This window comes from Solitalea canadensis DSM 3403 (genome assembly GCF_000242635.2).
Lineage (GTDB): Bacteria > Bacteroidota > Bacteroidia > Sphingobacteriales > Sphingobacteriaceae > Solitalea > Solitalea canadensis.
In genome coordinates this window covers 864,699-884,897 of record NC_017770.1, presented here as the reverse complement: position 1 = coordinate 884,897, position 20,199 = coordinate 864,699, and the positions used below count along the sequence as shown (strand labels likewise).

Genomic DNA, 20,199 nt, shown 5'->3' with positions numbered 1-20,199 from the left:
CTTTCTTATTATTAAAATGTATACAAGTATAATTATCCACAAAAGTGGATAAAATTTCGAGGTAGTTTAAAGTGATGTTATAGGTTAACTATCCCCTTTATCGGTAAAATAATTCTCTAATGCAAGGTGAAGTGAATCAGGATAAAGTGGTTTCTTAATAAGCTTTATTACCAGGGGATTTGCTTCTGCACGCACTAAGTCTTTAAGATCAACTGAAGAGGTGAGCATCAATACACCGGTATTTTGAGTTATATGCTCCGGAAAACGGATAAATTCATCCAAAAAGTCAAAGCCATCCATCTCTGGCATATGTATATCTAATAAAATAAGCTCAGGTAGGAGCTGTGGTTGTGAAATATTTCCTGCAAAAAAGTCAAGTGCTTCTGATGCGGAACTGCAAGTAATGATTTCACTACTTACACCACTCAATCCAAGCATCTTTTCTCCTAAAAATAAATCAATTTTGCTATCGTCTATTAGCATTACCCGCATAAAACAGGCTCCTCCACCACCACCATGTTAGGAATTGTTATATCGAATTGTGTTCCTTCTCCAAGTTTAGAATGAACGGCAATATCTCCTCCTATTTTGTTTAACGCTTCTTTCACTATATACAAACCGATTCCGGTTCCAGTACGCTTTGTGTTTTTAGCTCTGAAAAATAACTTAAAGATCTGATCAAGGTGTTCATGCAAAATACCTATTCCGTTATCGCTTATAGATATTAATGCTTTAGCTGAATTTACTTTTACTTTTATATTGATTCGTGGGTCTCTTTCTTCTGTGCGTTGATATTTAACCGCATTAGAAATTAGGTTATTCAAAATAACTGAAATGCGGAAACTGTCTCCCTTAAAGTCTGCTCCTTGTTGAATTTCTGTATCATATATAATTTGTGTATTCTGCGGTTTAAAGCTTTCAAGCATATCATTAATCAGGCACTTAAAGCTGATACTTTCGGGCAGTGCTTCTGCACGTGAGTTTTGATAATACTCAATAACCTTTAGGATAAAGCCATCCAATTTATTTACACTCTGCTCAATAATACCCATATATCCGTTAGGGTCATTTACCGATTGTTCAAGATTGGCTAATTTAATTACACCCAAAATTGACATTAACGGAGAGCGGAGGTCATGAGAAAGGCTGTATATAAATCGGTTCAGCTCATCATTGGCTTTTTGTAAATCTTCGATATTTTGCTGAAGTTGTTTCTTGGTCTGAAATACGTCAAAAGCATTATAGATAGCATTGCGCAATTCCATTTCATTCCAGGGCTTAGCAATGTATCGATACACATGACCATTATTAATAGCATCTATTAAAGCTTCAGCATCTGTGTATCCGGTTATTAAAATGCGTACCGGATCAGGATATTTTTCAACTACCGATCTGAAGAATTCTACTCCTGTGCAATTCGGCATGCGTTGATCGGCAATGATTACATGAACAGGGATTTCCTGCAATATCTTTATGCCTTCATTGGCTGATAAAGCTGTATAAATTTCAAACTCACGTCTGAAAGCTGCCTTAAAGGTGATTAAATTATTTTGCTCGTCATCTATATATAATACCCTGACTGAATTACGATTGGACAAGTTCATTGATAAAAATCTTTTGTTTGGTTTCTAATTGTTTTGGCAAGAGCAGCGTAAACGTAGTCCCAATATCAGGAACTGAAGAAACTTCAATTTTCCCTTGATGTTTTTCAATGATTTTATAAACAATAGATAGTCCGAGTCCTGTTCCTTCTCCTACCTCTTTGGTGGTAAAAAACGGTTCAAATATTTTTTCTTTTACTTCTTCCGGCATACCAATGCCTGTATCTGAAATAGCAATCATTACCATTTCATCTACATACGATGTACTGATTGTAACGGTATGCTCAATAAAGTTTGTTTTCTTACAAATAGCATGGAAGGCATTATTTAACAAATTAAGCAATGCCTGATTTAGTTTACCCGGATAACACTCAATCTGAGGTACAGATGAAAAATCACGTACAATGTTTGCACCATTAGGAATAGAGTGCTTTAATACTACCAATGTTGAATCAATACAGGTATGTATATCCGCTAATTTTAATTCACTTTCATCCAATCTACTGAAATTACGTAGTCCTTTTACTATTTCGGCAGTTCGTGTTGCTCCATCTTCAATGCCTCGTAATAATGATTTAATTTCTTCCCCTACATATTCAAGGTCGATCTTACGCTTAAAGTTTTCTATTTCTTTCAGCTTTTCTGCCGGACTTGCCGTTAGATCCAGCTCTTCATATTTGGCAATCACCGCAAACAGATCATCAATATCCATTTGGAGAGGTTTCACATTTGAACTTACAAAATTGATCGGATTATTGATCTCATGAGCTATGCCGGCTGTAAGTTGTCCTAATGAAGCCATTTTTTCAGCTTCCACTAATTGCGATTGTGTATCCTTTAATTTATGAAGGGTATTGATTAATTCGCCATTAGTAAATTGAAGCTCACGTGTGCGCTCATATACTTTTGCTTCGAGCATTATATTCTGCTCTGTTATCAATCGTTCATTTTCACGCGAGGCAAGTAAGGCCATTGCCTGCGAATGTTCCTTTTCTACTTTCAGCGTATTGATCTTATCTGCCAACGCAAAAGAAAGTAGAATAACTTGTAAAGCCGATCCTAACTCCAGAATGATCGATGTGAATGTATTATAAGGAATGATATTTACATTCCGGAGTACAAATCCGATAACGGCCAACAGGAAAATAGAGTTGGCAATCAGGAAAAAACGTCCGGATCTGTTACCCAATTTATGAATGCGGTATCCTACATATAAGGCAAAGAAAGAGCCTCCTGCACCAGCTACGTGCAACAATTGCAATCCAAACTGATTAAATCCAAGAAGGCAGGCAATTAACGCAATGATATATCCTCCAATAAAACTATTGATGATCTTATCTAAAACCGGAGCATACCGTGCTGTTTGAAGAAAACTCTTCATAAACAATCCGGTGGTAACGCCGGATAAAGCCGGAATTATCACCGTACTATTTATGGCCATCCAAGGAGAACCTGGCCATAAGAACCGGAAACCTAAACCTTCTAATGTAGCTTGTGATAAACCAACAAACAGGATAAAGAATACGTAGTATATATAACTGTTATCTTTTACTGATAGATATACGAACAGATTGTACAATATCATTACAGCGATAATGCCTGCATAGATACCAAAGAGCAGATCTCTAAGTAACAAACGCTGATAAATAGCTTCTTCTGTTCCCACAAATAAAGGCAATTGAAGCTGGTCATTGCTTTTTATTTTCAGGTAGCAGATGGAACGCTCATTGTTTTTCAGCGGTAAGGAAAAAATATAATTAGAGTGTTGAATTGTTCTTGAGGCGAAGGTTTTGTGTTCTCCAGAAACATCAGATCGAATATTTCCCTGCGAATCTGTATAATAGAACTCAACTTCGTCAATTATTGGGTTCTCGATCAGTAATAATAGGTCTTCTTTCCCTGTATTATTTACTAATTCTAAGCGTAACCAAAAATTTGATGAAGTAATTCCAAAGTTGGGAATTGGATCTTTACCTAAAACAAATTGGGACTCATGGTTAATGTCTTCAATGGTTTTCTCTCCGGATGCATCTTCATAGATCCAAACTTGCTTACCAACAGCATAAACTTTTCCAGGTTTCGCAATAGTAAAAGGAAGGGCTGCCTGCGTTTTTAGCACAGGTAAGATGAGCATAAAAAGCAAAAGTTGCAGTTTTAATAATCTCATTTTATATCACTCAAATTATAATTCAGCTCCCTTATTAAAATATCATAATCAAGTTCGAATTGGCCTTTGGGACCACTTTCTACCCTTGTTTGTTTTGGATTGCGCCTAAGATCAAAAATCAATTCCCGCTCATTTTCATCCGCATGTATCAACGCATCACAATCGCTTAGCACCATGGCAGTAGCAATCAGGTCATCTTTAGGATAATAGAACAATCCATTGTTTCCCAATGTACGTTCTACCAGGGCTCCTACTCTTCTGCCCATCCTTACTGTTACAGGTGAGCATAAAACGAATATGCTGGTAACAGGCAATTGTGATGATATAGCGGCTCCGATTCGCGAAAGTATATAGCTCCCAATTCCCATCCCTGCAACTTCCATCGAGTTCCACAATCCACATAATTCACATGTACCTCCGTTCTGCTCCGCATCACTCACCATGCTTAATATCTTTGGATCGTATTTATTCAACGCCAGTTCTATCGGCAATGGAATACCACTTCTGCGTAATTGCAATCGTGCTCCTCCAAATACTCTTCCTGTTTCCAGTTCTTCTACCAAAATAACCATGGTATGCGGGTCGTCTACCCAATCATGTCTGTAAGAAGTAATCTTAACAACTCCATGGATTTCAAGAATGCGACGATGACCTTCTATGTATTTCTTACATGCATCTGCATCATCAACCGCCCGAAAAACTCTAATACCGACCATTTTACAAAAAGACGAAAGATAAAAAGATACATGACAATGTTAACCATCCTGGCGAAAAATATTGTATTCAATTATTCACTAAAGCTATTTATTCCGGTCGATCAGCAACTAATTCATCAAGATCTACGAAAAAACGACCGGATGACTTAAATGAACCTAAGAGTATTCTTCGGCAAGCGTTGACTACTAATCCACCCCCTACAACTACTGAAGATGCTACCTGAGGCCAACTATTTAGGGTTTTACCCATATTTGCCAAAGAAAGTTTCATTCTGTCTGAAATGTTTTCCACACCAACAATCTTGGTAAGGTAGCCCATTCGTTCCTGAGGTGTCATTTTTTTCAGTATTGCAGCTACATCAGTAAGCTCTCCTTCTAGATTTTCAACCGTTCCATGAAGTATTTTTCTACTCGCCTCTATATCAAAACGTTCAATATCAAGCATACCTCTATCGTTAGTTTCCATGATCACCGGAATTTTTTTTTGACGTGCAGCTAACCGACATAAGATTTTCATTTCGAAATTATCACAGACTTCGACCAACAAATCAAGCTGATCTGAGTTATCACCCATGAAGTCATTTAAATTACCAACAGAGGCACCTTGTGTATAGCATTTCACCTTAATAAAAGGATCTATTTCAGCTATTTGCCTTGCCGCACAAATCACTTTCGACAAACCTAATTGGTCTACACCTGCTCTTACTCTGTTTAAATTACTTAATTCTAACTCATCAAAATCAGCCAATCGTAATTCACCACAGCTGCGTTCCATAGCTATCGTTAAAGCAACAGATTGTCCTACCGAAAGCCCGATAATTCCGATTCTTTTTTGATGGAGAGTTTCCTGTTCTTCTTTGGTAATTTTAAGTTTGTTCCTGCTGGTTCTTACTTCAATAAATTCTTCTTCATCTAAAAGATGAACTACTTTATTGGACCAGGGATAATAAACCCAAACGCCATAACGGTCGCTTGAGCTATTTTTTAAATGTTCATTAACTAACTGTTGCAGGTCTTGATCAGAAAATTGTTGACCAACATTTCTTAACTTCAACAATTCTTTGAGTTGACTGTTAAGTTCATCGTAAACCTTTACAGCTGAGTTGAATTGGAGTAGATGGTAGAATTTTTCAGCATCAAGAACATTATTTAGCCTAAAAAATTCAGGCACGTGATCATTAGTTCGTGAATTAGATTCACGAACTTTGTAACGCAATAATTGCGAAAAGTCCACAGCAACGCTCATGGTTATGGTTTTTGTTAGGGGTTTAATTGTTGGGCGTAAAAGTAGAGCAAATATTTTCGAAGATAGAATTTTATAGAGGATATTCGAATCTTTGTAGTAACAAATAATAATTATGAGTCAGGAACAAATAAATGTATTGTATATAGATGACGAATTACACAATTTAACAGCATTTAAAGCTAGTTTTCGTCGGTTATATAATGTATTTACAGCAGATTCTGCTGAAGAAGGGCGTAAAATACTTGAGCAAAATGAAATTCATGTGCTCATTACCGACCAACGAATGCCCCAAATTACAGGAATTGAATTTTTAGCCTCCATCATAGACACTTTTCCAGACCCAATCAGAATGTTACTAACTGGATATGCTGATATTTCAGCTGTTATTGATGCAATTAATAAAGGGCAAGTATACCGCTACATTAGCAAACCCTGGGATGAAGAAGAACTTCGCCATAATATTGAAACAGCTTTTGAAGTATATACGCTTAGAAAAATGAACCGACAGTTAACTGAAGATCTGGAACAGGCAAATGATCAATTGGAGTTTTTACTTCGTCAAAAATTACTTTCCTGAAATTCAAACAAATAAGTCTTTAATAGTACTTTCATACTTAAAAAATAGTTTTAAAAAAAATTAAAGTTTCCTTGTATACAATCTCAGAAAACAATTTTCTGAAAAACAGCCCATTATGTTCCTAACATTTTGTTGAAAAAGAAAATCTGATTTTGGTCACTTCCTAATTATTTTTGGTTTCGTTCTTTGGCTATATAAGCCCCCCGCTATCCGCACTCACAATCAGCCGATTAGCCGGGGCACTCTTAAAAAAGTACGTCGCACGGCAGTAATTCCTACCGAATTCTGACCGTAGATACACTGAAAAATTCAAAACAAATTGGGCTTTTCAGAGGTATTAACTACATGCAACAAGTTAAATTAAACCACCAGTTTTTTAATTGACATTAATAACAAAAATGTTATCCGAACGCAGGTCACAACCGGGCGAACGGTAAAACTGTCGGGTTTAACGAAGTAAATTGATAATAAACGAATTTTAGTAGAAAATATATGAAAAACGTTCAAGAGCCACTTTTACAAGAAAATAAGGAGCGATTTGTATTGCTTCCTATTAAATATCCCGAAATATGGGAGATGTATAAAAAGGCTGAAGCCAGTTTCTGGACGGCTGAAGAAATTGACCTTTCACTTGACTTGAAGGATTGGGAGAATTTTAATGATGGGGAGCGACACTTCATTTCACATGTATTGGCATTTTTTGCTGCCAGCGATGGTATTGTGAACGAAAACCTTGCTGTAAACTTTATGAGCGAAGTTCAGATTCCTGAAGCTCGTTGTTATTATGGTTTCCAGATCATGATGGAAAACATCCATTCTGAAACATATGCTTTGTTAATCGACACCTATGTGAAAGATACAGCTGAAAAAAACCGTTTGTTCAACGCCATTGAAACCGTTCCTTGTGTTAAGCAAAAAGCTGAGTGGGCGTTAAGATGGATTGAAAACGGAACCTTTGCGGAACGACTGGTAGCTTTTGCCGCAGTTGAGGGTATATTTTTCTCAGGTTCTTTCTGTTCAATTTTCTGGTTGAAAAAACGAGGCTTAATGCCGGGGCTAACGTTCTCAAATGAGCTTATTTCTCGTGATGAAGGTTCTCACTGTGAGTTTGCATGCTTATTGTACAGTATGTTAATCAACAAATTGTCTGAGGAACGTGTTCATCAAATAATTACAGATGCAGTAGAAATTGAAAAGCAATTTATTACAGATGCATTACCTGTTGCATTAATCGGCATGAATGCCAAATTAATGCAACAATACATAGAATTCGTGGCCGACAGATGGTTAAATGCCTTAGGATATTCAAAAATCTATAATGCAACTAACCCTTTCGACTTCATGGAAATGATTTCATTACAAGGGAAAACCAATTTCTTTGAAAAACGAGTTGGTGATTATCAGAAGAGTGGTGTCCTGTCTGATAAAGACAGTAACATTTTCTCACTGGATGAGGACTTTTAATTAGCAGAGCATTTGACTCGGGCTTAAAATGTGTGGGCTCTAAATAATTAGCTAAAAATAAACCAATTGCAGTGAGTGCCGAACAGCACAACGGCATTCATACCCAAAAGCAATAAACTATAAAACGCTTCTAACCTCTAAACTATGTTTGTAATTAAACGCGACGGCAGAACTGAATCGGTGAAATTTGACAAAATCACCGCCAGGATAGAAAAATTAAGCTATGGACTCGATAGTAACCATGTTGATTCTATTGATGTAGCTAAAAAAGTGATTGAAGGTTTGTACGATGGCGTAACAACTTCTGAACTTGATAATTTAGCTGCCGAAACAGCTGCTTCATTAACCGTTAAACACCCTGACTACGCATTGTTGGCCTCGCGTATCGCTGTGTCTAACTTACATAAGAATACTGAAAAGTCGTTTTCAAAAACCATGGAACGACTATACAATTATATTGATCCAAAAACAGGCTTAAATGCACAATTGCTTTCAGATGATGTAATTGAAATTATCCGCCAAAACGCTGATACGTTAGATTCAAACATCATTTACGATCGTGATTTTGCTTTTGATTATTTTGGATTTAAAACGCTTGAACGTTCGTATCTGTTAAAACTCAATGGTCGAGTGGCAGAACGTCCTCAACACATGTATATGCGTGTGGCTGTTGGCATCCATAAAGAAGACATCGATTCGGTTATCAAAACTTACAATCTGATGTCGGAAAAATGGTTTACCCATGCAACTCCTACCCTATTTAACGCCGGAACTCCAAAACCTCAGATGTCGTCTTGTTTCTTATTAACAATGAAGGATGATAGCATAGAAGGGATTTATGATACATTAAAACAAACTGCCAAAATTTCACAATCAGCAGGTGGTATTGGCTTAAGCATCCATAATATTCGTGCAACAGGTTCTTACATCAGCGGAACTAATGGAACGTCCAATGGTATTGTTCCTATGTTACGTGTATTTAATGACACTGCACGTTACGTTGATCAAGGAGGTGGTAAGCGTAAAGGAGCTTTTGCTATCTACTTAGAACCTTGGCACGCCGACATTTTTGACTTCTTAGACTTACGTAAAAACCACGGTAAGGAAGAATTACGTGCACGCGATCTATTCTACGCGTTATGGATTCCAGACTTGTTCATGAAACGTGTTGAATCGAATGGTGAGTGGAGCTTATTCTGTCCGCACGAAGCTCCTGGTTTATACGACACCTATGGAGACGATTTTGAGGCATTATATGAGCGTTACGAAAAAGAAGGTAAAGCTCGTAAAACGGTTAAAGCTCAGGAACTCTGGTTCGCTATTATGGATTCTCAAATTGAAACCGGAACTCCGTACATGCTTTACAAAGATGCTGCTAACAAAAAATCGAATCAGCAAAATTTAGGTACAATCAAGTCTTCTAACTTGTGTACTGAAATTATGGAGTATACTGCTGAAGATGAAGTTGCAGTATGTAACCTGGCTTCTATTTCATTACCAAAATTTGTTATCAACGGTGAGTTTGATCACCAAAAATTATACGAAGTAACTTACCAGGCAACGCTTAATCTTAACAAGATTATAGACGGCAACTACTATCCTGTTGAAGAGGCTCGCAACTCTAACCTCCGCCACCGTCCGGTTGGTTTGGGTATTCAAGGTTTGGCAGATGTTTTCATCATGTTACGCCATCCTTTTGAGTCTGCTGAAGCACAAAGTTTGAACCGCGAAATTGCCGAAACCATTTACTTCGCAGCATTATCTGCATCAAAAGACCTTGCAAAAGTGGATGGACCATATGAAACTTATGAAGGTTCTCCATCCTCAAAGGGTATCCTTCAATATGACATGTGGAATGTTACCCCTAGCAAACGTTGGGATTTTGACGGATTGAAAAAAGAAATCAAAAAATACGGTATTCGTAACTCTTTATTAGTTGCACCGATGCCAACAGCGTCAACATCACAGATATTTGGTAACAACGAATGTTTTGAACCATACACTTCAAATATTTATGTTCGTCGTGTACTATCCGGTGAATTCATCGTGGTGAACAAGCACTTGTTAAAAGATTTGGTTGCTCTTAATCTGTGGGATGGCCAAATGAAAAATAAGATTATTGCTGCAGAAGGATCAATTCAAGATATCAAAGAAATTCCTCAGCATATTAAAGAGCTGTATAAAACAGTTTGGGAAATCAAGCAACGTACATTAATTGACATGGCTGCTGATCGCGGTGCATATACCTGTCAGAGCCAGTCGTTGAATTTGTTTGTTCAAAGTCCTAACAATGCTAAACTAACCTCTATGCATTTCTATGCATGGAAAAAAGGACTTAAAACCGGCATGTACTATTTACGTACACAAGCTGCAAACGCTGCGGTTAAGTTTACGGTTGAAAAACAAGCTGAAAAACAATTAGAACCTATGGTACAACACACCGGTGTGGAAGAAGAAATCACAGGACCGGTTTGTACGATGGAAGAAGGATGTGTTACTTGCTCTGCATAATAACTCCATAATATAAAACTAAAAAAAGTCGTCTCGGTTTAACCTGGACGACTTTTTTATTGCAACAATTATTTGGTATCGATTTGAAAAATTAAATGATTGCTATTCGTAATTTTTACGGAAAATAGCATGAATAAGCATCATAATCAGTAAGCCAACTGCTCCAGGTAAGAAGAGATACCAACCAATATTATTGATCGCCAGCCCTATCCCCTCATTGGCATTAAAGAAAAATGATAAAATTTTAATTGCGATCCCTAAAATAAAGAGACCGGTAAAGATCATAACCAGCCAATACAGCGAGCTATGATGCTCATGGTTAATTTTAACTGACATAGTACGCGATTTAAGTAAATTTAGATATCGAAATATACTTAAAAAATTCATATTTAACAACTTATATGCAAAATAGTTAAGTAACTAATCTGTAAGTTTTCTTTTTCTTCGTTTCGGCTATTAAACAAAAGTTATTTTTCCATGCTCTCATCACATAAACTTTACAATACTGTAAAACAGACCATTGTAATTATTTCCTATTTTTGGGGATAAATACATACCCAATGAAAACATATTCGCTCTTATTTATTTTTTTATCTGCTGCTTTTTTACTTGGTTCTTGCAAGGATGTAGTAGAGGGTTCTGGAAATTATATAACAGAAACCAGAACCTTAGCTGAAATAAATGCTGTAGAATGCAGTGGTGATTTCAATATTATACTGCATAAAGACAGTGTTAAGACCGTAAGAATTTATGCTGAAGACAACATAGCTCCTGAACTGGTAACTCAACTAAAGCCAGATAATACCCTTAGCGTTTATTACCGTGATTATCGCACAAGGTATAAACATGGTAAAATCGATATTTATGTCCCTGTAAGTAATTTCAAGTCCGCAGATATCTCCGGAAGCGGTTTAATTAAAAACACACCGATCGAATACAATGAGGAGGTTAAACTTAACGTGAGTGGTTCCGGATCAATTTATTTAGGTGATATTGTTACCACTAATCTAAGAAGCAATATTTCAGGCTCAGGAACAATTGAGTTATGGGGTAACTCTGTTAACACAGATCAAACCATTTCGGGTTCAGGAAATATTAAAACTTTTGGCCTGTTAAGCAGAAATGCAAAGAGCACAATTTCGGGTTCAGGAAATTGCGAAGTAAATGTCAGCGATTTACTTACCGTTAATATTAGCGGCAGCGGAAATGTACTTTATATCGGTTCTCCGCAAATTACGCAAACAATCAGCGGCAGCGGGAAAGTGCGAAGCAGGTAAGTTAGTTGATGGTTCATGGCTTGAGGTTCATAGATCATAGTTCATGGTTTGAGTCCATTGTCCATAGACCATGGTTCTTAGATAATCTATATTAGCTTCTTTGAATCTCACTCTTTGCCAAACATAAATCGTTACCTCTTTTAAAATCATACAAGCACTATGGTCTATGGACTATCGACTATGGACCTCTATGATCTATGATCCATGAACTAAAAACCTACTGATACTTCTTCGGCAGCTTCGACTTAACCAATTGGTAGGACTTGGTAACATAGAACTCCCACTCTTGTAAAGTAAGTGCTGAGGGTTCTTCGATTAAAACCCATTTATGGCGGGCCATGTATGGAGCGGGTATAATAGATGGCCGTTCGGTTAATGTGACAAAGTCCTCATCAGATGCTTTGAAAGAACAAGTAAAATTTGTACTTAGACTACCTACACAAAACATTTTCTCCCCTATCAAAAAGCATAAGTGATCACCCCATTTGATATCTTCTGTAACCTTAGGAAAGGCAGAACAAATTGTTTGTAATGTTTCAATATTCATTTCTTAGTTTTCGGTTTTAAGTGGCGAAAATAGAAATTCTAATAAAATGCCCAGTAAAAAAGCAGCCCCTTGTTGTTGGAAACAAGGGGCGCAACGAACTAAATATTACTAAACCTAACACAAACCTATTGAAAACTTCTACGGTTTTTGATCCTTTTGACGTCAAATCCCAACCCATCTAACGTTTTACCTATCCAAAACAAGAACCGTTTTATTAACAACTATACTACTAAGACTTTATGCATGCCGAAAGGTTTAATTGCTTTTTTAACTTTTTTAATTTTTTAACCTATATCAGGTTTATATTCTTCAGGATACCATCCCTCACCTATCAGCAAGGTTATGGTTAAACCTCCTAATCCGACTGCAAACACGTAGAGTCCAACAATTCCGAACCATTCCATATGAATGCCTCCTATTAAGGCAAAAAGAGAAATTACTTGCATTGCCGGCCCAATAATAAACAGCCAGAAAAAGAAATATTGAAAAAAGACATATACGCTTTTCATCACATCCTCCTTTCATTTAAAAACAAAAAAATCAATAATAAGTTCATTATTAACACATTAACCAGTACAACAATCTATCCACTTTGCACATTCGAGGTAATATTTTTAACTTACCTCTATACCTATCAATATCTTTTTATGCAACAATACATTCTTTCCATCGATCAAGGCACAACCAGTTCAAGAGCAATTGTTTTTGATAAAAATGGCTCTATAGTTTCCGTGGGCCAAAAGGAGTTTAAACAATACTTTCCTAAACCAGGCTGGGTGGAACATGATGCTAATGAAATTTGGTCGAGTCAGGCAGCTGTTATCACAGAAGCCATAGTAAATGCAGGATTAGATATTGAACAGATAAATTCAATCGGGATTACCAATCAGCGGGAAACAACTGTGGTATGGGATAGAAAAACAGGAAAACCTGCCTACAAGGCTATCGTTTGGCAAGATAGACGAACCTCGGCATATTGCGAACAACTTAAAAAAGAAGGCTTAGAGAAAATGATTGCTGAAAAAACAGGGTTAGTTATTGATTCTTACTTTTCAGCAACTAAAATAAAATGGATACTTGATAACGATGATGATGTTCGCAGAAAAGCAGAAAATGGAGATTTAGCCTTTGGGACTATTGACAGCTGGATTATCTGGAATATCACCAAAGGCAAAATGCACATTACTGATGTTACCAATGCATCCAGAACCATGCTTTTTAATATCCATACGTTAAGCTGGGATAAAGAGCTTTTGAAGTTATTTAACATCCCCGAAAGTATGTTACCTGAAGTAAAATCTTCAAGTGAGGTATACGGATCGACCACTCCCCGATTATTTGATTGTGCATTACCTATTGCCGGTATTGCGGGCGATCAGCAAGCCGCTCTATTCGGACAAATGTGTACAGAACCCGGAATGGTGAAAAACACGTATGGAACAGGGTGCTTTTTAATGATGAACACAGGAACTACTCCTATCCAATCAAAAAATAAATTATTAACAACTATAGCCTGGCAAGTTAATGGACAAACAAATTATGCACTTGAAGGAAGCATTTTTGTTGCAGGTGCAGTTATTCAATGGCTTAGGGATGGGCTAGGAATCATTAAAAAATCAGCAGAAGTTGAAGAATTAGCCGCCAAAGTAAAAGACAGTGACGGAGTATATATTGTTCCGGCCTTTACAGGATTAGGTGCCCCCTACTGGAATCAGGATGCCCGTGGTACTATCGTTGGTCTTACACGCGGATCAACATCTTCACATATTGCACGTGCAGCATTAGATAGTATCGCCTATCAAACAATGGAAGTAGTAAATGCGATGAATATTGATTCCGGAATTGGAATTAGGGAATTAAGAGTTGATGGCGGAGCCACTGCCAATAATGGCTTGCTCCAATTTCAGTCGGATATATTACATATTCCGGTAATCAGACCAAAAATTACAGAAACCACCGCATTAGGAGCTGCTTACCTCGCAGGATTAGCCACAGGATATTGGAGTTCCATAGATGAGATCAAAGATTTATGGCAAGAAGATCGTCGTTTTGATCCCACAATGGAGGTGAGTGAAGTAAACTATTTAACAAAAGGATGGGAACAAGCCATAAAATCAGCCTTAGCCTGGACTGAATAAAATAAATGGGTATCAAATCGGTGTAATCAATCAATAATATGAAAAGAACTGAAATGCTTGCCGAACTCAATTCCATGAAAGGACAAACATGGGATGTTATTATTGTTGGTGGTGGTGCAACCGGTCTGGGTGCCGCTGTTGAAGCTACAACTCGCGGATATAAAACGCTATTGTTAGAACAAGAAGATTTTGCCAAGGGTACATCCAGTCGTTCAACAAAGCTAATTCATGGTGGTGTTCGTTATTTACAACAAGGAAATGTCAGTTTGGTACTGGAAGCCTTAAAAGAACGCGGGTTATTGATACAAAATGCTCCTCATCTGGTGCATAACCTTTCATTCATTGTTCCTAACTACAGTTGGTGGTCGGGCCCCTTTTATGGTATTGGCTTAAAAATATATGATCTTTTAGCTGGAAAACTCGGTTTAGGCCCATCGGAATTCCTTTCGGTTACGGAAACATTGAAACATATACCTACGCTTGAACAGGAGGGGTTAAAGGGTGGGGTAATTTATCATGACGGACAATTTGATGACTCTCGACTAGCTATTAATCTGGCACAAACAGCAGCTGATCATCAGGCTACAGTTCTTAATTATTTTAAAGTTTCAGGATTTATTAAGGAAGATAACCTGATTGCAGGAGTTCTCGCAACAGATCAGTTTGATCATCAGGAGTATGAAATTAAAGCGAAGGTAGTGATCAATGCAACGGGTGTATTTGTAGACCATCTAATGCAAGTAGACGAGCCTGATTCTTCAAAGATTGTAGCGCCAAGCCAGGGAATTCACTTAGTCTTCGACAAGAAATTCTTACCTGGAAAAAGCGCCATCATGGTTCCAAATACAGACGATGGAAGGGTAATGTTTGCTATTCCATGGCACAATAAAGTGGTTGTTGGCACTACTGACACACCTGTTGAAAACCCTGAGTTGGAGCCCAAAGCCCTGCCAGAGGAAATTGAATTTATCTTAAAACATGCATCACGCTACCTCAATGAAGATCCTAAAATTGAAGATGTAAAAAGCGTGTTTGCAGGATTACGTCCGTTAGTTAAAAACAGCAATGGCAATAATACAGCAGCGCTTTCAAGGGACCATACTATTTTGGTGTCTCAATCAGGATTATTAACTATTACTGGAGGCAAATGGACTACTTATCGCCGGATGGGACAAGATGTAATTGATAAGGCATGTGAGTTTTGTGGTTTAGAGGACCGTAACTCCATTACAACTTCATTGAAAATTCACGGCTGGAAACAAAATACAGACATTACCGATCCGCTGGATTGCTATGGTAGTGATGCAGATGGCATCAAATTGTTAATAAAAGATAATCCGGAGTTAGGAGAGCGCATTCATGTTGATTTGCCCTATGTAAAAGCAGAGGTTATCTGGTCTATTAGAAATGAGATGGCCATCACCCTTGAAGATGTATTAGCGCGCCGTACCAGAGCTTTACTGCTTGATGCCAAAGCCACTGTTGAAAGTGCTGCTACTGTTGCTGATCTTATGGCAAATGAAATGAGTAAAAACAACGAATGGATTGATCTGCAGGTTGCGTCGTTTCGCAAAACGGCATCTAATTATATGCTTTGATAAAAACAATCTGTGGTAGAATTATAAAATTGGTCTGACCGTAATTACTCTGACTTGTAATCTGGCCCAATAATTTATTTTTGCCGGATGGACCAATTTTATATTTTCCTAAACCAAGGCTTCTTTCATATTCTTGATTTACATGGCTATGATCACATACTTTTTCTATTTGCTATCTGTGCCATTTATAACTTTAAAGACTGGAAACGCATTTTTTGGATTGTAACTTCCTTTACAATTGCCCATTCTATTACCCTTGCATTATGTGCACTTGATATTATTGCAGTAAATGGAGAATTTATTGAGTTTCTGATTGCATTCACCATTTTATTTACCTGTATCGAAAACCTGTTTATCCCCAAATTGCACAACTATCGAGTTTTATTTTCAGGATTCTTTGGATTAGTTCATGGAATGGGATTCTCCCGTTTATTGAAGGAACTGTTTCTGGGTATGAAATTTAACGCATTTACTACATTGTTACCATTTAACATAGGCCTGGAGTTAGGACAAATTATCATTATCTCAGCTATTATGGTAATTATTTATATCCTCAAAAACCATCTTAAGTTAAGTTCCAAAGTCATCACCTATTCGATTTCAGTTCCAGTCCTTATTCAATCAGCGATCTGGATGTGGCAACGGTTTCCTTTTTAAATATTACGGGTTTCGAATTGCGGGTTTCGGGTTACGGGTTGTGAGTTGCGAATTACGGGTTACGAGTTCTTTGCATAATGAAGAATTATCGTTGAATAATTGACAAATTGCAGGTTCAATAAAATGTCCACCGGGACAATACATCGGTAACATTAACTTGTTCCATCATTCCTATAGCCCTGTTAAGGGCTAAACGGTTACTGAAATTTTGTTCCTACGGCGCACAAACACTTATTATAATCTCATTTGCTACCCATCTTTTATCCCGTATCCCGACGGAGTATGCAAATAATAACAACTTGAAATAATTATAGAAATAATTAAAATAATAATTCATCCATCAAATAAGGAATTCGAAACCCGTAACACGTAACCCATAATTCGCAACTCACAACCCATAACTCGCAACCCGTAACCCGCAATTCGCCCCCAACCCTTCCATAATTCGGCTATAAATCATTTTAGCAAAATATATATCACTATAAATGTTACATATCAAGTATTTATATTGCCATTCCAGCCAATTACTTTAGCTTCCGATCGATCACACTAATTAGATGAAGAAAATTTTACTTTCCTTCCTTGTACTTTGTGCAAGCCATAGCGTTTTTGCGCAAGGTGGTATTTATAACAACAACAAATTTCATCAGTTACAAGAACTATGGCCCACTCCTAATGAGTACCGAAATGGGTCTGGTGCACCTGGGCATTCCTACTGGCAACAAAAAGTAGATTATGTTATCAAGGTTGAACTTAACGATGAAAATCAAAGCATTACTGGCACTGAAACAATTACGTACCACAACAACTCCCCTGACGCTTTAACCTATGTTTGGTTACAACTTGACCAAAATATTTATGCGGAAAATTCGGATGCTCATCTTACGCAAACAAATGGTAAGGTAGAGAACATGAGTTTTGATGCATTGGATAAAATGATCAATAACAAGTCGAAACTGGGTTATCAGATAAAAAGTGTAAAAGATACAGGTGGAAAAGCACTCCCTTTTACGATTAATAAAACAATGATGCGGGTGGATTTGCCGCAACAACTAAAACCAGGTGCATCATTCAGCTTTTCTGTTGATTGGTTTAACTACATCAATGATTCAAGAAAAGCTGGCGGACGTGGTGCAATGGAGTATTTTGCTGAAGATGGAAACTACATTTATGAAATGGCGCAATGGTTCCCTCGTTTATGCGTGTACGATGATGTAAATGGTTGGCAAAACAAACAATTCTTAGGCACCGGTGAATTTGCCCTGGAATTTGGTGATTATAAAGTAAGTATTACTGTTCCTGCTGATCATATTATTGTGGCTACAGGAACTTTGCAAAACCCAGCTCAAGTATTAACGAAAAAACAAATTGACCTTTTAGAACAAGCTAAATCATCATCAAAGAAACCGGTTATTATTGTTTCTCAGGATGAAGCTACTGCTAAAGAAAAATCACACGCAAAAGAGAAAAAAACCTGGGTGTTCCAAGGCGACAATGTGCGTGACTTTGCATGGGCGTCTTCCCGCAAATTCATCTGGGATGCAATGGGAGTAAATGTGAACGGCAAAACAGTAATGGCAATGTCGGCCTATCCTAAAGAAGGCAATCCATTATGGGAACGCTATTCAACTCAGGCTATTGCTCATACACTAGAGGTTTATTCTCGCTATACATTCGATTATCCATACCCTTATGCAATTTCAGTAAACGGTCCTGTTGGTGGAATGGAATATCCGATGATCTGTTTCAACGGCCCTCGTCCCGAAAAAGATGGTACCTACTCCGCTGATACGAAATATGGCTTAATTTCAGTAGTTATTCACGAAGTTGGACATAATTTCTTCCCTATGATTGTAAACTCCGACGAACGTCAATGGAGTTGGATGGATGAAGGATTAAATACGTTCCTGCAGTATTTGAGTGAACAAGAATGGGAACAAAATTATCCTTCAAGACGCGGAGAGCCTAAAAACATCGTTCAGTACATGTCGAGTGACAAATCGACAATCGAACCGATTATGTCGAACTCCGAATCAATTATACAGTTTGGTAACAATGCTTATGGTAAGCCTGCAACAGCATTGAATATCCTGAGAGAAACGGTTATGGGTCGTGAATTATTTGATTATTCATTCAAAGAATACGCTAAACGCTGGAAATTTAAACACCCACAACCTGCAGATTTCTTCAGAACGATGGAAGATGCATCAAGCGTTGACCTGGATTGGTTTTGGAGAGGATGGTTTTATGGAACAGATCCGGTTGACATAGCGATTAAAAATGTAAGTTGGTATAAAATTGATTCACAAAATCCTGATGTGGAGAAAACAGCACAGCGTAAAAAGCAACAGGAATCGCCTAAAACTGTTTCAGACCAACGTAATCAGGCAAACATCAAGCAATATCGTGTTGATAGATTCCCTGAATTACAAGACTTTTACAATAAATACAACGCCTTAGATGTTACGGAAAATGATCGTAAAAAGTACCAGTCTATTTCAAACAATTTGTCTGACGGTGAGAAAAAACTACTCTCATCATCGACGAATGTTTACCTGATAGATTTTGAAAATGTAGGTGGCTTGGTAATGCCGGTAATTCTTCAAATGCAATACGAAGATGGCACTAACGAAGTAGTTCGTATTCCGGCTGAGATATGGAGAAAAAACAATGAGAAAGTATCGAAAATGTTTATTACCAATAAACCGGTAAAACAATTTGTACTTGATCCTTTCCAGGAAACTGCCGATATCAATCAGGCCAACAATTATTATCCAGAACAGGCAGTAGCTTCGCAGTTCCAGTTATTTAAACAGCAGCAGCGTACTAAGCAGCCAAATCTGATGCAAACTGAAAGAGGGTCACGTTCAGCATCAACAACTGCCCCTTCTCAGAATAACAAGTAATTTAACATCATTCAATAATGAAAGGCTGTCATAAAAGGCAGCCTTTTTGTTTACATCAGGTTTTCATTTATAATGGACTAATAACTGGAGTTATATATTAAAGCTTCAAATACGCTGTTTCTAATAAATATCAATAGATTTGCTTTTATGAAGAGATGGTTGCTTTCCTTGTTGTTGATCTTACTTTTTATTCAACCGGCTAGTTCGCACAAGTTTTATACCTCTATGACACAGATGGAGTATAATAACAAGACAAAATCGGTTGAGATAATCATGAATGTATTTTGGGATGATCTGGAGGTTACTCTTTCCAAGAAATACAAAAAACAAATTCATATCCATGATGCTGAGTTCGACACCTTTCTTAAAAATTACCTACAACAAGTTTTTCAGCTAAAGAACAGTAGATCTCAACTGAAAGCGTTTCAGTTTATAGGCAAAGAAATAAAAGGCGATACGATGAGCATATACCTGGAAATTCCACTTCCTGAAGGATTAAATAATTCTGAGTTACAACAGGCCGTTTTGATAAATGACTTTGAAGGCCAAACTAATATTGTTAACTTAATTAATGGTAAAGCTCATAAAACCCTGGTGTTTAAAGAGGGTGAAGTAAAGAAGAAAATAAGTATCTAATATCATTGACAAAACGGGTACGTTAACCTGCCTTTTTTTCAGTTATTCTGCATTTAAAACCGCTATTTTTACAATGGCACAAGTCTTGAAATTTGTGCTTAACTTATATAATTATACATTAACTGACACAATGGCTTTTATTTATTGTTATGTGAGGT

General features: G+C 37.3%; 17 protein-coding genes. 9 read left to right on the top strand and 8 right to left on the bottom strand.

Annotated elements, in window-relative coordinates; translation table 11 throughout:
• Nucleotides 1-84 precede the first annotated feature (84 nt).
• The 5 genes from SOLCA_RS03595 to SOLCA_RS03575 all read right to left on the bottom strand — a co-directional run bounded on the left by SOLCA_RS03595 (nucleotide 85) and on the right by SOLCA_RS03575 (nucleotide 5,730).
• Nucleotides 85-483: a response regulator gene (locus SOLCA_RS03595; RefSeq protein ID WP_014679087.1), complete on the bottom strand. Its 399-nt coding sequence runs from the start codon at nucleotides 481-483 to the stop codon at nucleotides 85-87.
• The gene (locus tag SOLCA_RS03590) at nucleotides 483-1,604 is read right to left on the bottom strand and encodes a hybrid sensor histidine kinase/response regulator (RefSeq protein ID WP_014679086.1); all 1,122 of its coding nucleotides are present in this window, start codon (nucleotides 1,602-1,604) and stop codon (nucleotides 483-485) included. The genes SOLCA_RS03595 and SOLCA_RS03590 overlap by 1 nt, the downstream gene beginning before the upstream one ends.
• Complete coding sequence (locus tag SOLCA_RS23720; protein ID WP_014679085.1) at nucleotides 1,585-3,768, bottom strand: sensor histidine kinase; 2,184 nt, start codon at nucleotides 3,766-3,768, stop codon at nucleotides 1,585-1,587. Before SOLCA_RS23720 ends, SOLCA_RS03590 begins: the two co-directional genes overlap by 20 nt.
• Nucleotides 3,765-4,484 (bottom strand): hypothetical protein, encoded by a 720-nt coding sequence (locus SOLCA_RS03580; RefSeq protein WP_014679084.1) that lies wholly within the window; start codon nucleotides 4,482-4,484, stop codon nucleotides 3,765-3,767. Before SOLCA_RS03580 ends, SOLCA_RS23720 begins: the two co-directional genes overlap by 4 nt.
• Nucleotides 4,485-4,572: 88 nt before the next feature.
• Nucleotides 4,573-5,730 (bottom strand): ThiF family adenylyltransferase, encoded by a 1,158-nt coding sequence (locus SOLCA_RS03575; protein WP_014679083.1) that lies wholly within the window; start codon nucleotides 5,728-5,730, stop codon nucleotides 4,573-4,575.
• Between the two features lie 112 nt (nucleotides 5,731-5,842).
• Between SOLCA_RS03575 and SOLCA_RS03570 the strand changes: the two genes are divergently transcribed.
• From SOLCA_RS03570 to SOLCA_RS03560, 3 genes are all read left to right on the top strand, one after another.
• Nucleotides 5,843-6,307 carry a response regulator gene (locus SOLCA_RS03570; RefSeq protein ID WP_014679082.1) on the top strand — a complete coding sequence of 155 codons (465 nt, stop codon included), beginning with the start codon at nucleotides 5,843-5,845 and terminating at the stop codon, nucleotides 6,305-6,307.
• Between the two features lie 492 nt (nucleotides 6,308-6,799).
• Nucleotides 6,800-7,771: a ribonucleoside-diphosphate reductase small subunit gene (locus tag SOLCA_RS03565; RefSeq protein ID WP_014679081.1), complete on the top strand. Its 972-nt coding sequence runs from the start codon at nucleotides 6,800-6,802 to the stop codon at nucleotides 7,769-7,771.
• 144 nt (nucleotides 7,772-7,915) lie between these two features.
• Nucleotides 7,916-10,282, top strand: a complete 2,367-nt coding sequence (locus SOLCA_RS03560; RefSeq protein WP_014679080.1) for a ribonucleoside-diphosphate reductase subunit alpha — start codon at nucleotides 7,916-7,918, stop codon at nucleotides 10,280-10,282.
• 102 nt (nucleotides 10,283-10,384) lie between these two features.
• Here SOLCA_RS03560 and SOLCA_RS03555 read toward each other — a convergent pair whose 3' ends face one another.
• Nucleotides 10,385-10,618, bottom strand: a complete 234-nt coding sequence (locus tag SOLCA_RS03555) for a hypothetical protein (protein ID WP_014679079.1) — start codon at nucleotides 10,616-10,618, stop codon at nucleotides 10,385-10,387.
• A 224-nt stretch (nucleotides 10,619-10,842) separates the two neighbouring features.
• On the opposite strand from SOLCA_RS03555, the gene SOLCA_RS03550 reads away from it, so the two are divergent.
• Nucleotides 10,843-11,559, top strand: a complete 717-nt coding sequence (locus tag SOLCA_RS03550; RefSeq protein WP_014679078.1) for a head GIN domain-containing protein — start codon at nucleotides 10,843-10,845, stop codon at nucleotides 11,557-11,559.
• A 217-nt stretch (nucleotides 11,560-11,776) separates the two neighbouring features.
• On the opposite strand, the gene SOLCA_RS23890 is transcribed toward SOLCA_RS03550, so the two are convergent.
• Together SOLCA_RS23890 and SOLCA_RS03540 are read right to left on the bottom strand one after the other, a co-directional pair.
• The gene (locus tag SOLCA_RS23890) at nucleotides 11,777-12,106 is read right to left on the bottom strand and encodes an MmcQ/YjbR family DNA-binding protein (protein ID WP_014679077.1); all 330 of its coding nucleotides are present in this window, start codon (nucleotides 12,104-12,106) and stop codon (nucleotides 11,777-11,779) included.
• A gap of 284 nt (nucleotides 12,107-12,390) precedes the next feature.
• A complete protein-coding gene (locus tag SOLCA_RS03540) occupies nucleotides 12,391-12,615 on the bottom strand; it encodes a hypothetical protein (RefSeq protein WP_014679076.1) in 225 nt (74 codons plus the stop codon).
• Between the two features lie 138 nt (nucleotides 12,616-12,753).
• On the opposite strand from SOLCA_RS03540, the gene glpK reads away from it, so the two are divergent.
• From glpK to SOLCA_RS03515, 5 genes are all read left to right on the top strand, one after another.
• Nucleotides 12,754-14,244: a glycerol kinase GlpK gene (gene glpK / locus SOLCA_RS03535; protein WP_014679075.1), complete on the top strand. Its 1,491-nt coding sequence runs from the start codon at nucleotides 12,754-12,756 to the stop codon at nucleotides 14,242-14,244.
• A 38-nt stretch (nucleotides 14,245-14,282) separates the two neighbouring features.
• Complete coding sequence (locus SOLCA_RS03530; protein WP_014679074.1) at nucleotides 14,283-15,842, top strand: glycerol-3-phosphate dehydrogenase/oxidase; 1,560 nt, start codon at nucleotides 14,283-14,285, stop codon at nucleotides 15,840-15,842.
• An 87-nt stretch (nucleotides 15,843-15,929) separates the two neighbouring features.
• Entirely contained in the window at nucleotides 15,930-16,499 is a 570-nt protein-coding gene (locus SOLCA_RS03525; RefSeq protein ID WP_014679073.1) for a HupE/UreJ family protein, read from the top strand.
• A 557-nt stretch (nucleotides 16,500-17,056) separates the two neighbouring features.
• Complete coding sequence (locus tag SOLCA_RS03520; protein WP_014679072.1) at nucleotides 17,057-19,405, top strand: M1 family metallopeptidase; 2,349 nt, start codon at nucleotides 17,057-17,059, stop codon at nucleotides 19,403-19,405.
• A 147-nt stretch (nucleotides 19,406-19,552) separates the two neighbouring features.
• Entirely contained in the window at nucleotides 19,553-20,041 is a 489-nt protein-coding gene (locus SOLCA_RS03515; RefSeq protein ID WP_014679071.1) for a DUF6702 family protein, read from the top strand.
• Nucleotides 20,042-20,199 lie beyond the last annotated feature (158 nt).

What these genes read in the sequence shown, in the direction of transcription:
- SOLCA_RS03595 (WP_014679087.1), bottom strand. Translation starts at nt 483, where the DNA reads ATGCTAATAGACGATAGCAAAATTGATTTATTTTTAGGAGAAAAGATG.
- SOLCA_RS03590 (WP_014679086.1), bottom strand. Translation starts at nt 1,604, where the DNA reads ATGAACTTGTCCAATCGTAATTCAGTCAGGGTATTATATATAGATGAC.
- SOLCA_RS23720 (WP_014679085.1), bottom strand. Translation starts at nt 3,768, where the DNA reads ATGAGATTATTAAAACTGCAACTTTTGCTTTTTATGCTCATCTTACCT.
- SOLCA_RS03580 (WP_014679084.1), bottom strand. Translation starts at nt 4,484, where the DNA reads ATGGTCGGTATTAGAGTTTTTCGGGCGGTTGATGATGCAGATGCATGT.
- SOLCA_RS03575 (WP_014679083.1), bottom strand. Translation starts at nt 5,730, where the DNA reads ATGAGCGTTGCTGTGGACTTTTCGCAATTATTGCGTTACAAAGTTCGT.
- SOLCA_RS03570 (WP_014679082.1), top strand. Translation starts at nt 5,843, where the DNA reads ATGAGTCAGGAACAAATAAATGTATTGTATATAGATGACGAATTACAC.
- SOLCA_RS03565 (WP_014679081.1), top strand. Translation starts at nt 6,800, where the DNA reads ATGAAAAACGTTCAAGAGCCACTTTTACAAGAAAATAAGGAGCGATTT.
- SOLCA_RS03560 (WP_014679080.1), top strand. Translation starts at nt 7,916, where the DNA reads ATGTTTGTAATTAAACGCGACGGCAGAACTGAATCGGTGAAATTTGAC.
- SOLCA_RS03555 (WP_014679079.1), bottom strand. Translation starts at nt 10,618, where the DNA reads ATGTCAGTTAAAATTAACCATGAGCATCATAGCTCGCTGTATTGGCTG.
- SOLCA_RS03550 (WP_014679078.1), top strand. Translation starts at nt 10,843, where the DNA reads ATGAAAACATATTCGCTCTTATTTATTTTTTTATCTGCTGCTTTTTTA.
- SOLCA_RS23890 (WP_014679077.1), bottom strand. Translation starts at nt 12,106, where the DNA reads ATGAATATTGAAACATTACAAACAATTTGTTCTGCCTTTCCTAAGGTT.
- SOLCA_RS03540 (WP_014679076.1), bottom strand. Translation starts at nt 12,615, where the DNA reads ATGAAAAGCGTATATGTCTTTTTTCAATATTTCTTTTTCTGGCTGTTT.
- glpK (WP_014679075.1), top strand. Translation starts at nt 12,754, where the DNA reads ATGCAACAATACATTCTTTCCATCGATCAAGGCACAACCAGTTCAAGA.
- SOLCA_RS03530 (WP_014679074.1), top strand. Translation starts at nt 14,283, where the DNA reads ATGAAAAGAACTGAAATGCTTGCCGAACTCAATTCCATGAAAGGACAA.
- SOLCA_RS03525 (WP_014679073.1), top strand. Translation starts at nt 15,930, where the DNA reads ATGGACCAATTTTATATTTTCCTAAACCAAGGCTTCTTTCATATTCTT.
- SOLCA_RS03520 (WP_014679072.1), top strand. Translation starts at nt 17,057, where the DNA reads ATGAAGAAAATTTTACTTTCCTTCCTTGTACTTTGTGCAAGCCATAGC.
- SOLCA_RS03515 (WP_014679071.1), top strand. Translation starts at nt 19,553, where the DNA reads ATGAAGAGATGGTTGCTTTCCTTGTTGTTGATCTTACTTTTTATTCAA.